Origin of the sequence: Marinobacterium maritimum, assembly GCF_039523155.1 — a bacterium.
GTDB lineage: Bacteria > Pseudomonadota > Gammaproteobacteria > Pseudomonadales > Balneatricaceae > Marinobacterium > Marinobacterium maritimum.
Genome location: NZ_BAAAET010000002.1, coordinates 268,957 through 281,159 on the forward strand (window position 1 = coordinate 268,957; position 12,203 = coordinate 281,159).

The 12,203-nt window shown below is 59.9% G+C and carries 16 protein-coding genes; 10 read left to right on the forward strand and 6 right to left on the reverse strand.

Annotated elements, in window-relative coordinates; genetic code table 11:
• Window positions 1-23: 23 nt before the first annotated feature.
• From lptB to ABD013_RS07645, 5 genes are read right to left on the reverse strand one after another with little or no spacing between them, the layout of a single operon-like run.
• Window positions 24-761 (reverse strand): LPS export ABC transporter ATP-binding protein, encoded by a 738-nt coding sequence (gene lptB, locus ABD013_RS07625; RefSeq protein ID WP_343804528.1) that lies wholly within the window; start codon window positions 759-761, stop codon window positions 24-26.
• Window positions 761-1,267, reverse strand: coding sequence for a lipopolysaccharide transport periplasmic protein LptA (gene lptA / locus ABD013_RS07630; RefSeq protein ID WP_343804530.1), 507 nt, complete (start codon window positions 1,265-1,267; stop codon window positions 761-763). Before lptA ends, lptB begins: the two co-directional genes overlap by 1 nt.
• Window positions 1,257-1,820: an LPS export ABC transporter periplasmic protein LptC gene (lptC, locus tag ABD013_RS07635; protein ID WP_343804532.1), complete on the reverse strand. Its 564-nt coding sequence runs from the start codon at window positions 1,818-1,820 to the stop codon at window positions 1,257-1,259. Before lptC ends, lptA begins: the two co-directional genes overlap by 11 nt.
• Window positions 1,814-2,359 carry a KdsC family phosphatase gene (locus tag ABD013_RS07640; RefSeq protein WP_343804534.1) on the reverse strand — a complete coding sequence of 182 codons (546 nt, stop codon included), beginning with the start codon at window positions 2,357-2,359 and terminating at the stop codon, window positions 1,814-1,816. The genes lptC and ABD013_RS07640 overlap by 7 nt, the downstream gene beginning before the upstream one ends.
• Complete coding sequence (locus ABD013_RS07645; RefSeq protein ID WP_343804536.1) at window positions 2,359-3,330, reverse strand: KpsF/GutQ family sugar-phosphate isomerase; 972 nt, start codon at window positions 3,328-3,330, stop codon at window positions 2,359-2,361. Before ABD013_RS07645 ends, ABD013_RS07640 begins: the two co-directional genes overlap by 1 nt.
• Before the next feature lie 184 nt (window positions 3,331-3,514).
• Between ABD013_RS07645 and ABD013_RS07650 the strand changes: the two genes are divergently transcribed.
• From ABD013_RS07650 to hisD, 9 genes are all read left to right on the forward strand, one after another.
• Entirely contained in the window at window positions 3,515-4,324 is an 810-nt protein-coding gene (locus ABD013_RS07650) for an ATP-binding cassette domain-containing protein (protein WP_343804538.1), read from the forward strand.
• 2 nt (window positions 4,325-4,326) lie between these two features.
• On the forward strand, window positions 4,327-5,109 hold the full coding sequence (mlaE, locus tag ABD013_RS07655; protein ID WP_343804540.1) for a lipid asymmetry maintenance ABC transporter permease subunit MlaE: 783 nt from the start codon (window positions 4,327-4,329) through the stop codon (window positions 5,107-5,109).
• Window positions 5,110-5,111: 2 nt separating this feature from the next.
• The gene (mlaD, locus tag ABD013_RS07660) at window positions 5,112-5,570 is read left to right on the forward strand and encodes an outer membrane lipid asymmetry maintenance protein MlaD (protein WP_343804542.1); all 459 of its coding nucleotides are present in this window, start codon (window positions 5,112-5,114) and stop codon (window positions 5,568-5,570) included.
• Window position 5,571: 1 nt separating this feature from the next.
• Entirely contained in the window at window positions 5,572-6,231 is a 660-nt protein-coding gene (locus tag ABD013_RS07665; protein WP_343804544.1) for an MlaC/ttg2D family ABC transporter substrate-binding protein, read from the forward strand.
• A complete protein-coding gene (locus ABD013_RS07670; RefSeq protein WP_343804546.1) occupies window positions 6,212-6,517 on the forward strand; it encodes an STAS domain-containing protein in 306 nt (101 codons plus the stop codon). Before ABD013_RS07665 ends, ABD013_RS07670 begins: the two co-directional genes overlap by 20 nt.
• A 79-nt stretch (window positions 6,518-6,596) precedes the next feature.
• Complete coding sequence (locus ABD013_RS07675; protein ID WP_343804547.1) at window positions 6,597-6,836, forward strand: BolA family protein; 240 nt, start codon at window positions 6,597-6,599, stop codon at window positions 6,834-6,836.
• A gap of 19 nt (window positions 6,837-6,855) precedes the next feature.
• Entirely contained in the window at window positions 6,856-8,118 is a 1,263-nt protein-coding gene (gene murA / locus ABD013_RS07680) for a UDP-N-acetylglucosamine 1-carboxyvinyltransferase (RefSeq protein WP_343804549.1), read from the forward strand.
• A gap of 26 nt (window positions 8,119-8,144) precedes the next feature.
• On the forward strand, window positions 8,145-8,795 hold the full coding sequence (gene hisG / locus ABD013_RS07685) for an ATP phosphoribosyltransferase (protein ID WP_343804551.1): 651 nt from the start codon (window positions 8,145-8,147) through the stop codon (window positions 8,793-8,795).
• The gene (gene hisD, locus ABD013_RS07690) at window positions 8,792-10,096 is read left to right on the forward strand and encodes a histidinol dehydrogenase (RefSeq protein ID WP_343804553.1); all 1,305 of its coding nucleotides are present in this window, start codon (window positions 8,792-8,794) and stop codon (window positions 10,094-10,096) included. The genes hisG and hisD overlap by 4 nt, the downstream gene beginning before the upstream one ends.
• A gap of 75 nt (window positions 10,097-10,171) precedes the next feature.
• Here hisD and ABD013_RS07695 read toward each other — a convergent pair whose 3' ends face one another.
• A complete protein-coding gene (locus ABD013_RS07695; protein ID WP_343804555.1) occupies window positions 10,172-11,320 on the reverse strand; it encodes a Do family serine endopeptidase in 1,149 nt (382 codons plus the stop codon).
• Between the two features lie 81 nt (window positions 11,321-11,401).
• Here ABD013_RS07695 and ABD013_RS07700 point away from each other — a divergent pair, with 81 nt between their 5' ends.
• Window positions 11,402-12,163, forward strand: coding sequence for a Nif3-like dinuclear metal center hexameric protein (locus ABD013_RS07700; RefSeq protein WP_343804557.1), 762 nt, complete (start codon window positions 11,402-11,404; stop codon window positions 12,161-12,163).
• Window positions 12,164-12,203 lie beyond the last annotated feature (40 nt).

Here is a 12,203-nt window from a genome sequence, read left to right on the forward strand (position 1 = left end):
TGGGAGTAGACATGCTGCGGCGCTTAGAGGGCGAACTGCTCGCCCAGATACGCGCGGCGGACCTGCTCGTTGTTGAGGATGTCCTGCGGGCTGCCTTGGGCCAGGATGCCCCCTTCACTGACGATATAGGCTCGCTCGCAGATATCAAGGGTCTCTCGCACATTGTGATCGGTGATCAGAATGCCGATATTGCGGGACTGCAAGTGCCGGATCGTCTGCTTGATGTCACTGACCGAGATGGGATCGACGCCGGCGAACGGTTCGTCCAACAGAATGAAGTCAGGCTCGGTGGCCAGCGCGCGAGCGATCTCAACGCGACGGCGCTCACCGCCGGACAGTGCCATGCCGAGGCTGTCGCGCAGATGGGTGATATGGAACTCTTCCAGCAGCTCTTCCAGTAGCGTATCGCGCTGACTGGCTGACAGCTCCTTGCGGGTTTCCAGAATCGCCATCAGGTTATCGCGCACACTGAGCTTGCGAAATACCGAGGCTTCCTGAGGCAGGTAGCCGATGCCGCGGCGAGCACGCTCATGCATCGGCAGCCGGGTGACATCATCCTGGTCGATGCGAATTTGGCCATGATCGGCGTTGATCAGGCCGACAATCATGTAGAAACAGGTGGTCTTGCCAGCGCCGTTGGGGCCGAGCAGGCCGATGATCTGGCCGCTGTTCATCTCCAGCGAAACGTCACGAACCACCTGACGACCCTTGTAGCTCTTGGCCAGGTGCAGCGCCTGCAGCTGTTTTACCTGTGCGGACATCAGTTCCCCTCGGTCTTCGGCTGAATCACCATCTGTACGCGCTGGCCTGAATCCTTATCGCTGCCATACGCGTTTACCACGGCTTTTTCCATGTTGTAGACGATGCGTTCACCGGTAAAGGTATCACGGCCCTGATCCACCCGGGCGGAATTGGTAATGGTTACTTCCTGCTTGTTGACGCGGTAGTCCATGCGCTCGCCATAGGCCTTGGTCAACGGTTGATCCTGGCTTGGCTGCTGCTGGAACTGGGCCGGTTTACCGGTGGAGATGATGCGTTGCACCCCCCTGTCATTGCGATGCAGTTCGACGCGGGCGCCGCGGATCACCATGGTGCCCTGCACGATCTCTACATTACCGGTATACACGGTGATGCCGGTGCGCTCGTTCATGCTGGCATGATCGGCACTGATATGAATGGGCTTCTGCTGGTCTTCCGGCAGGGCCTGGGCCAGTGCCGGCAGGGTCAGAAGGGTGGCCAGAAACAGGGAACGAAGTTTATTGCACATGGTATTCACCCTTCACGTCCGAGAGCAGATCTATCCGTTGTTGATCGAAAAACAGGTCCATGCCGACCGCTGACGTGGTATCCGAACCGCGCTGCATCCGAACCGGGTGGTCAGTGTGTGCATAGTCACGGGGAGGATACAGAGTCAGTTGATCGGTTGTCATCAGGCTGGGCTGGCCGGCAGCCGGATTATCGTGAAGCTGAACATTGCCTGCAAGCAGGATCTGTTGTCGGGAGTCCGGCAGGGTGCCCTGGTCGGCACTCAGCAGGTAGTGCCCGCCAGCTTTGCCCGGCACTCGCGTGACGGGAGTTTCAAGCCGCATGGCGGCCTGCTCGGGGTAATGTTGCATCAGTGGCGTCGTCAGTAGCTGTGCGACAGTGCCATCATCCTGCCAGCGGGTAATCTCCGCATTGCGAATGAAAAAGTCGACTTGTTCAACCGGCGTGTCACCTGTCAATGGTGCGTTTTCTTCCGGTGTGATCAATCCCCACCACAGCAGGGGTGCGGCAACCAGGGTCGCGGTGATCAGCAGGCGCTGACGCTGGCTCAGCATCCGCGGTACTCGGCATAAATGGCATCCAGCTTGCCTTGAGCGGCCAGGATCAGTTCGCAGAACTCACGCGCGGCGCCCTTGCCGCCGGCGGCGCTGGTTACCCAGTCGGCTTCCTTGCGCACCAGTGGATGGCCGTTGGGCACGCAGGCACCAAAGGCGCTGGCACGGATGGCGGCCAGGTCAGGCAGGTCGTCACCGATGTAGGCGGTGTCGGCAGCGCAGTGGCCGCTCTGGGACCAGAGTTCGTCCAGCGCGACCAGCTTGTCTTCCCGGCCCTGACGCAGGTAGGTGATGCCCAGTGCTTCGGCGCGCTGCTCGACCTGAGGCGAGCGGCGGCCGGTGATGATGGCGGTTTCAATGCCGCAGCGCTGCAGCAGCTTGATGCCCAGTCCGTCCAGGGTATGAAAGCTTTTGACTTCACGTCCGTCGGCGAGGAAGTTCAGGCGGCCGTCGGTAAGAATACCGTCGACGTCAAATACGGCCAGACGGATGCCGGCCAAGGCTTCGCGCAACTGCGGAGAAAGGCTATCCAGGTGCATCAGATGACTCCTGCTTTTAGCATGTCGTGCATGTTAAGGGCACCGACTGGGCGGTTCTGTTCGTCTACCACCAGCAGGGCATTGATTTTGCGTTCCTGCATCAGGCTCAGTGCCTCGGCGGCCAGAATTCCCGGGCGCACGCTGGTGCCGCCGGCGGTCATCACATCCTTGATGCGGGTTGTGGCCAGGTCGACGCCCTGATCCAGGGTGCGGCGCAGGTCGCCGTCGGTGAAGATGCCCAGCAGGCTGCCTTCAGTATCGGTGACGGCGGTCATGCCCAAGTGCTTGCGGGTGACTTCGAGCAGGGCTTCCCGCACCGGGGTATCAACCTGCACCAGCGGGATTTGATCACCGGTGTGCATGATGTCATCCACCTTGAGCAGCAGGCGGCGACCCAGGCTGCCGCCCGGGTGCGAGAAGGCGAAGTCTTCGCTGCTGAAGCCGCGGGCTTCCAGCAGTGCGATCGCCAGCGCATCACCGAGGACCAGTTGTGCCGTGGTGCTGGAGGTCGGCGCCAGGCCCAGCGGGCAGGCTTCGCGGTCGACCGGAATGTGCAGGCTGATATCGGCACTGCGTGCCAGGGTGGAACCGGCGTTGGCCGTCATGCTGATCAAGGGTGCGCCCATGCGCTTGATCAGTGGCAGGATGGTGACCACTTCGGCGGTTTCACCGGAGTTGGACAGGGCCAGCACTACATCGTCGCCGGTGAACATGCCCAGATCACCGTGGCTGGCTTCGCCCGGGTGAACGAAAAAGGCGGGGGTGCCGGTACTGGCCAGGGTGGCGGCGATCTTGTTGCCGATGTGACCCGACTTGCCCATGCCGGTGACGATGACGCGCCCCTTGCAGTTGAACATCAGTTCACATGCCTGGCTGAAGTTCTGGTCCAGATGGTTCAGAAGTTCCTGAACGGCTTCCAGCTCAAGCCGGATGGTCTGGCGGCCTGATTTCAGATAGTCGGTAGCTGTCATGGGTCTGGTATCTGCCTGTAAACGGAATTGCAAAATGCCATTCTAACCCAGACCCGGGATAAGCACGAATCCCGGAACCGCTGTTTAGATTCACGTTTGCATGTGAGAGTGGTATATTTCGCTGTCAATTTTGGGCCGGTCCGTATGTGCCGGCGATATGAAAGGAAGCGGGAGTTTCAGGTACATGAAGCCTGAGAGCGATAGCATTATCGATATTCGCGGGTTGAGCTTCTTCCGTGGCGAACGGGCGATCTTTGATTCCGTAGATATCAGTATTCCACGCGGCAAGGTGACCGCGATCATGGGGCCTTCCGGCACCGGTAAGACCACCCTGTTGAAACTGATCGGCGGCCAGTTGCGCCCGGACAGTGGCAAGATTCTGCTTGAGGGTACTGATATTCCCCGGCTGGGCCGCCGCGAGCTGTTTGAAGTGCGCGAGCGCATGGGCATGCTGTTCCAGAGCGGTGCCCTGTTTACCGACATGAGCGTGTTCGAGAACGTGGCCTTTCCGCTGCGGGTGCATACCGAACTGCCCGATGACATGATCCGTGATGTGGTGTTGATGAAACTGCAGGCCGTGGGATTGCGCGGTGCGTGCGACCTGATGCCGAGTGAACTGTCCGGAGGCATGGCGCGTCGTGTTGCGCTGGCGCGGGCGATCGCACTGGATCCGGATATCGTCATGTATGATGAGCCCTTTACCGGTCAGGACCCGATCGCCATGGGGGTGTTGGTCAACCTGATCCGACGCCTGAACCAGGCGCTGGGTCATACCAGTATCATCGTGTCGCACGACATCAAAGAGACGCTGGGTATTGCCGATTACATCTATCTGCTGTCCGATGGTCGGGTGATTGCCAAGGGTACGCCCGAGGAGCTGGCCAATATCGATTCCGAGCAGGTGCGTCAGTTCATGCAGGGACTGCCCGACGGCCCAGTGCCTTTCCATTTCAAAGCACCTGATTACGTTCAGGATCTGTTACAGGAACACTGATCATGCTGGATCTCTTGCAGAGACTGGGGCACAAGGCCCTGTCTCGCCTGGCGGCCATCGGGCGCGCCGGGCAGATTCTGCTGCAATCGCTGGTGGCTGCGCCCCAGCCCTTGACCATGCTGCCGCTGGTACTGAAGCAGATCTACTTCGTGGGTGTGCTCTCGCTGGTGATTATTGTGGTGTCCGGTGGCTTCATCGGCATGGTGCTGGGGCTGCAGGGCTATACCATCCTGGTGGATTACGGCTCGGAACAGGCGGTAGGCCAGATGGTGGCGCTGAGTCTGGTGCGTGAGCTGGCACCGGTAGTAGCAGCATTGCTGTTTGCCGGTCGCGCCGGGTCTGCATTGACCGCCGAAATCGGCCTGATGAAGGCGACCGAACAGCTGGCCAGTCTGGAAATGATCGGCGTGGATCCCTTGCGCCGCATTGTGGCACCACGCCTCTGGGCCGGCTTTATCTGCATGCCGATTCTGGCAGTCATTTTTGCCGTGGTCGGCATCTGGGGGGGCTCACTGGTCGCAGTGGACTGGCTGGGCATCTATGAAGGCTCCTTCTGGGCCAACATGCAGCAGTCGGTGGATTTTTATGACGATGTCCTCAATGGCATCATCAAGGCTGTCTGCTTCGGGATAGTGGTGACCTGGATAGCCGTATTCGAGGGGTACGATTGTATCCCGACCTCTGAAGGAATCAGTCAGGCGACAACCCGGACTGTGGTGTACTCATCGCTGGCAGTGCTGGGTCTGGACTTCATCCTGACAGCACTGATGTTTGGAGAACTGTAAACATGCGTATGCGAACCGTCGAAATCGGCGTTGGGGCGTTCATGCTGGCGGGCATTCTGGCGCTGGTCGTGTTGGCGCTGAACGTAAGTGGGCTTAATCCGGCCGAACAGACCGGCAGCTACAAGGTGTATGCTCGCTTTGACAATATTGGTGGTCTGACACCGCGGGCCAAGGTGGCGATGTCCGGCGTTCAGATCGGCCAGGTAACGGCCATCCGGATCGACAAGGAGATGCTGATGGCTGAGGTCGAGATGGAAATCTTCAATGATGTGGACTATCTGACCGCCGACACTTCTGCCAGTATTCTAACTGCGGGGCTGCTGGGTGAGCAGTACATCGGCGTGGTCCCGGGTGCCGAGGACGATCTGCTGAGCGAGGGTGACTTCATTCAGGATACTCAGTCGGCTCTGGTGCTGGAAGAACTGATCGGCAAGTTCCTGTTCAACAAGGTAAGTGAGTAAGATGATGAAACAGTGGATGACAGCCCTGCTGCTGGTCGCAACCATGTGGGTCAACCCGGCCGTGGCCGAGGCTTCCTGGCAGGAAGCCAGTGAGGTAGTTGATGCCGCCACACGGGACATGCTGGCGCTGATGGAGCGCGAAGAGCTGACCCGTGAAGAGAATACCGAACTGCTGATGCAGGAGATCGAAACGATCATCTCCCCGGTGGTGGATTTTCCCTATATTGCCAAGAGCGTGATGGGCAAGTACTACCGACGCGCCTCTGATGCCGAGCGTGAACGTTTTGCCGAGGTGTTCAAAACCACCCTGCTGCGTACCTATGCCAAGTCGATCGCCGGTTTTGAACTGAAGCACTACAGCATCCAGACCCCATCCGGCGAAAGCCCTGAGCCGGAAAAACAGGTGGTCAGCGTGGATGTCAGCTCCGGTAATGGAGAGGTATATACGCTGGTGTACTACATGCTCAAGCAGGAGCAGCGCTGGGCGCTGGTAAACGTAATGGTCGATGGTATCAACCTGCGTATTACCTTCCGCAACCAGTTTGCTGATCTGTTCCAGCAGAACCGCACCGTCGCCGCGACCATTGAGGCCTGGGCGACCAAAATGCAGGACGTGAAGCTGGAAAAAACAGGCGAAGGCGATGACAGCAGCGAAGGTTGAAACTCCGAGCGCCGGCGTGGTGAAGGTGAGCGGTGATCTGACCTTCGCTACGGTGCTGCAGGTGCGCAAGGGCCTGCTCGATCAGCTGCAGGCGTGCGGTGCTCGCTGCACCCTGGACCTCTCCGGTGTCGACCGTGTGGATAGTTCGGCCCTGTCGCTGTGGCTGGTTTGCTTGCGCCAGGCGCGCCAGTTGCAACAGGAATTGACGTTGATCGGGGTACCAGCCGACTTTGATGCCATCGCCGGCCTTGTGGGACTGGATGCCGAGTTGGCGGCGTCGGCCTGAGCCTGATCGCCTTTTGTCCCTTGTTTCGGTATGATTTCGCCCATTATTTCTGAGTACACGTTAGGCAGGGGAGTCCCGCATGCAGGCTGAAGAAGTCAAACAGATCCTGGAACAGCAGCTCGAAGGCTGCACCGCATATACCGACGGCGAAGGCTGTGACTTCAAGGTCACGGTAGTCGGTGACGTATTTGCGGGCCTGACCCCCGTTAAAAAGCAGCAGTTGGTCTATGCCTGTCTGAGTGATCAAATTGCCAGCGGTGCCATCCATGCTGTGACGATCAAAACCTACACCCCGGAACAGTGGGCTGCGCTGAGCTGAAGTCACACAGGAAACCCTGATGGATAAACTGATTATTGAAGGCGGCGCTTGCCTGAACGGTGAAGTTCGCATCTCCGGCGCCAAGAACTCGGCGCTGCCGATCCTGGCAGCGACGCTCCTGGCGGATGAACCGGTCACGATCTGCAACCTGCCCCACCTGCACGATATCACCACCATGCTGGAGCTGCTGCGCCGCATGGGGGTCGATCTGGTGATTGACGAGAAACTGAGCGTCGAGCTCAACGCCACCACCATCACAGACCTGTGTGCGCCCTACGAGCTGGTCAAGACCATGCGTGCGTCCATCCTGGTGCTGGGCCCGCTGCTGGCCCACTTCGGCCGTGCTGAAGTTTCCCTGCCCGGTGGCTGTGCCATCGGCAGTCGCCCGGTGGATCTGCATATCCGTGGCCTGGAGGCGATGGGTGCCGATATCAAGGTGGAAGGCGGTTATATCCGTGCCAGTGTAGACGGCCGCCTGAAAGGTGCACGAGTGTTCTTCGATGTTGTGACCGTGACCGGCACCGAGAACATCCTGATGGCCGCGGCTTTGGCCGAAGGCGAGACCATCATCGAAAACGCTGCGCGCGAGCCGGAGGTGGTCGACCTGGCCAACTGCCTCAACGCCATGGGCGCTGATGTTCGTGGCGCCGGTACTGACACCATCACCGTGCACGGTGTTGAGTCACTGAAGGGCTGCCGTTACTCGGTGCTGCCGGACCGGATCGAGACAGGCACCTTCCTGGTGGCGGCCGCAGCGACCGGTGGTCGGGTCAAATGCAAGAACACCCGCCCCGATATCCTCGATGCCGTGCTGCAGAAACTGACCGAAGCCGGTGCCGAGATCGAGACCGGTGAAGACTGGATCAGCCTGGACATGCACGGTCAGCGCCCCAGGGCCGTGAGCGTGACCACCGCACCCTATCCCGCGTTCCCGACGGACATGCAGGCCCAGTTTGCGGCGCTGGATGCGGTCGCCATCGGTGTTGGCAAGATTCGCGAAACGGTGTTCGAGAACCGCTTCATGCACATGCAGGAGATGATCCGCATGGGCGCAAACGTCTCCATTGAAGGTAACACCGCGATCATCGAAGGTGTACGCCAGCTGCAGGGGGCGCCGGTCATGGCAACTGACCTGCGTGCGTCGGCGAGCCTGGTCATTGCGGCGCTGGTAGCTGAAGGTGAGACGTGTATCGATCGTATCTACCACATCGATCGCGGTTACGAATGTATCGAAGAGAAACTACAGCTGCTGGGTGCACGTATCCGTCGTGTACCTGGCTAACAGCCTGCCAAATGAGCGAAGAGGCCATGAAACAACAGCTGACCATCGCCCTGTCCAAGGGACGCATCCTGAAGGAAACGCTGCCGTTGCTGGCAGCGGCCGATATCGTGCCTGCCGAAGATATCTTCAGCAGCCGCAAACTGATCTTCGATACCAATCATGACCATATCAAGCTGGTGGTGATCCGTGCCACCGACGTGCCGACCTACGTGGAGTACGGTGGTGCCGATATGGGTATCGCGGGCAAGGATGTGCTGATGGAGCATGGCGGTGCCGGTCTGTATGAACCGCTGGATCTGGAAATCGCCAAGTGCAAGCTGATGGTCGCCGGCATGAAGGATGCTGCGCCAGTCGAGGGCCGCATGAAGGTTGCGACCAAGTTCGTCAACCTGACCAAGGAGTACTTTGCGCGTCAGGGGCAGCAGGTCGACATCATCAAGCTGTACGGGGCGATGGAGTTGGCACCGATCATGGGACTGGCCGACCGCATCGTCGATATTGTCGATACCGGCAACACGCTGAGAGCCAATGGTCTGGAGCCGATGCAGCATATCGCCGAGATCAGCTCACGTCTGGTGGTGGGCCAGCCGTCGATGAAAATGAAACACGCGCTGATCCAGCCGATTCTGGATCAGCTGCAGCAGGCGATCGATGCACGCCGGGAGGAGGCCGCATGAGTATTTCCATCAAGCGTCTCGATGCCGCTCAGGGCGACTTCGAACAGCAGCTGGACCAGCTGCTGGCCTGGGAAAGCGTTTCGGACGATAAGGTCAACGGCATCGTCAACGAGGTGATCGCCAGGGTTCGCGCCGAAGGCGATGCGGCACTGGTGGAGTTCACCAACCGTTTCGACCGTACCTCTGCAACCAGCATTCAGGATCTGGAGCTGGGTCAGGAACGCCTGCAGCAAGCCCTCGACAGCCTGCCGGCCGAGCAGCGTGCTGCGCTGGAAAAGGCGGCCGAGCGTGTGCGTGCCTATCACGAGCGTCAGAAGGGTGAGTCCTGGCAGTACACTGAAGCGGACGGCACCATGCTGGGCCAGCAGATTACGCCGATGGATCGTGTCGGCATCTATGTGCCCGGTGGCAAGGCCGCCTATCCCTCATCGGTACTGATGAATGCCCTGCCGGCGCATGTTGCCGGGGTGAAAGAGATTATCATGGTGGTGCCGACCCCTGAGGGCGTGGTCAACGAGCTGGTGCTGGCTGCGGCTGCACTGGCTGGCGTGGACCGGGTCTTCACTTTGGGTGGTGCTCAGGCCGTTGCAGCACTGGCGTACGGTACCGAAACCGTGCCCAAGGTGGACAAGATCGTCGGTCCCGGCAACATCTTTGTGGCGACCGCCAAGCGTGCTGTATTCGGCACCGTCGGCATCGACATGATCGCCGGTCCGTCCGAGATCCTGGTGGTCTGTGACGGCCAGACCGATCCGGACTGGGTGGCCATGGACCTGTTCTCCCAGGCTGAACACGATGAAGATGCCCAGTCGATCCTGGTGTGTCCGGATGCGGATTACATCGACCAGGTCGAAGCCAGCATCAATAAGCTTCTGCCGACCATGGAGCGTCGCGAGATCATTCAGATTTCTCTGGAAAATCGTGCTGCGCTGATCAAGGTGGCTGATATGGCTCAGGCTGTCGAGGTCAGCAACCGTATTGCGCCTGAGCATCTGGAACTGTCCGTGGCCGATCCGGAAGCGCTGCTGCCGCAGATCCGTCATGCCGGTGCCATCTTCATGGGACGTTTTACCGCTGAAGCGCTGGGTGACTACTGCGCCGGTCCGAACCACGTGCTGCCGACATCCGGCACGGCCCGCTTCTCGTCACCGCTGGGAGTCTACGACTTCCAGAAGCGCTCCTCGCTGATCATGTTCTCGGCCGATGGCGCGTCGGAAATGGGCAAGGTGGCGTCGGTACTGGCCCGCGGTGAAAGCCTGACGGCTCACGCCCGTTCCGCCGAGTACCGTATCAAGGACTGATCAAGTAAATGATCGGCATGAAAAAAAGCTCCCGAGGGAGCTTTTTTTGTATCTGTACTTCAGGCCGACAGCGTATCAGTTACGGGTCTGCGGCCGTTCGTCGATGCGGGCTTCCAGGCTCATTTCATGACCGTTACGCAAAATCCCCAGCTCGACCTTGTCACCGGGCTTGAAGCGCGCGATCCGGTTCATCGCCTTGCGACTGCTGGTTACCGGCTCACCGGCGATCTGCAGCAGTACATCACCCGGTTGCAGGCCTGCCTGGTGGGCGGGGCCGTTGCGGAAAATGCCGGCGATGATCAGGCCACTGCGATCACCCACACCAAAGGATTCGGCCAGTCGAGGCGTCAATTCCTGAATCTCGATGCCCAGCCAGCCGCGGATGACGCGGCCGTGGCTGATCAGGTCCTGCATCACCTGGCGCGCCAGCGTTGACGGGATGGCAAAGCCGATACCCTGAGAGCCGCCGGACTTGGAGAAGATGGCGGTATTGATACCGACCAGGTTGCCGCGGGCATCGATCAGCGCGCCGCCGGAGTTGCCCGGGTTGATAGCGGCATCGGTCTGGATGAAGTCTTCATAGGTGCTCAGTCCCAGACGGTTGCGACCGGTGGCACTGATGATGCCCATGGTAACGGTCTGGCCAACGCCGAAGGGGTTGCCGATCGCCAGGGCGACGTCACCGATACGCAGCTCGTCACTGGCCAGCGTTATGCTGGGCAGGTCGTCCAGTTCGACCTTGAGCACGGCGAGATCGGTTTCAGGGTCCAGTCCCACCACTTCAGCCTGGGCTTCACGGCCGTCACGCAGCGCGACAATGATGCTGTCAGCACCACTGATGACGTGGTTGTTGGTGACCACGTAGCCCTGTTCATTGAGAATTACCCCGGAACCGAGACTGGACTCGATACGCTCCCGCTGTGGCAACTGTTCCGAATTGAAAAACTTGCGGAAGAAGGGGTCGTTGAGCAGCGGGTTGACCGGCTGGCGCACCAGGGTGCGGGTATAGATATTGACCACGGCCGGGGCTGCACGGTCGACGGCATCGGCATAGGATACTACCCCGCTGCCAAGCCCGGTTGCAGGTGCCTCTACTGAGGCGGCCTCACGGATCTCAACGGTAGTGACCGGCGGCGCGACCAGCTGGGGGTAAAACTGAAGGATCAGCAACGCGGCCAGGACGCCGGTGACAACAGGCCAGATCAGGTAGGAGACTTTACGCATCGACTTGCTTGCACCTGTAAATCATTTCAGTATGCCCCATTATACGTTTACCGACTTACATTGAAAAACGCGGGAGATTTCATGGCCGTTTCGATCGATCAACTGGTGCACTACTGCGATCAGCTGCTGGAAGCCGGGCGCTTTCGGGACTACTGCCCGAACGGGCTGCAGGTAGAGGGGCGCCGGCAGGTAAAGCGTGTGGTGACCGGGGTGACCGCCTGTCAGGCGTTACTGGATGAAGCCTTGGCCTGTGAGGCTGACCTGGTGCTGGTTCATCATGGCTACTTCTGGAAAGGGGAGCCGGCACCGATCACCGGGATCAAGCGCAAGCGGTTGCAGACACTGCTGACAGCGGACCTGAACCTGATGGCCTACCACCTGCCGCTGGATGCCCATGCCGAGCTGGGTAACAACGCTCAGTTGGCGAAGCGATTGGGTATCAGCCTGGAGGGGCCACTGGAGCCCGGGCAGGATCCGGCGATCGGTAATATCGGGCGGCTGCCTGAGTCGATGACGCTGACTGAGTTTGGTAAGCGCATCGAGCAGGTGCTGGGCCGGGTGCCGCAGATGGTGGCCGGTGGTGACCACCGCGTTCAGCGGGTCGCACTCTGTACCGGTGCGGCCGAGCGGATGATCGATCTGGCGCTGGAACAGGGTGCAGATCTTTATCTCAGTGGCGAAATATCAGAGCCGGTGGTGCATACGGCGCGGGAAGCGGGTATTCACTACTGTGGTGCGGGTCATCATGCGACCGAGCGTTACGGTGTGCAGGCGCTGGGGGAGCATCTGGCCGAACAGTTTGGTCTGGAGCACCGGTTTATTGATATCGACAACCCGGTGTGATATCCGGACCGGGCAGTTATTGCCCGGTCCAGTTGCGGCG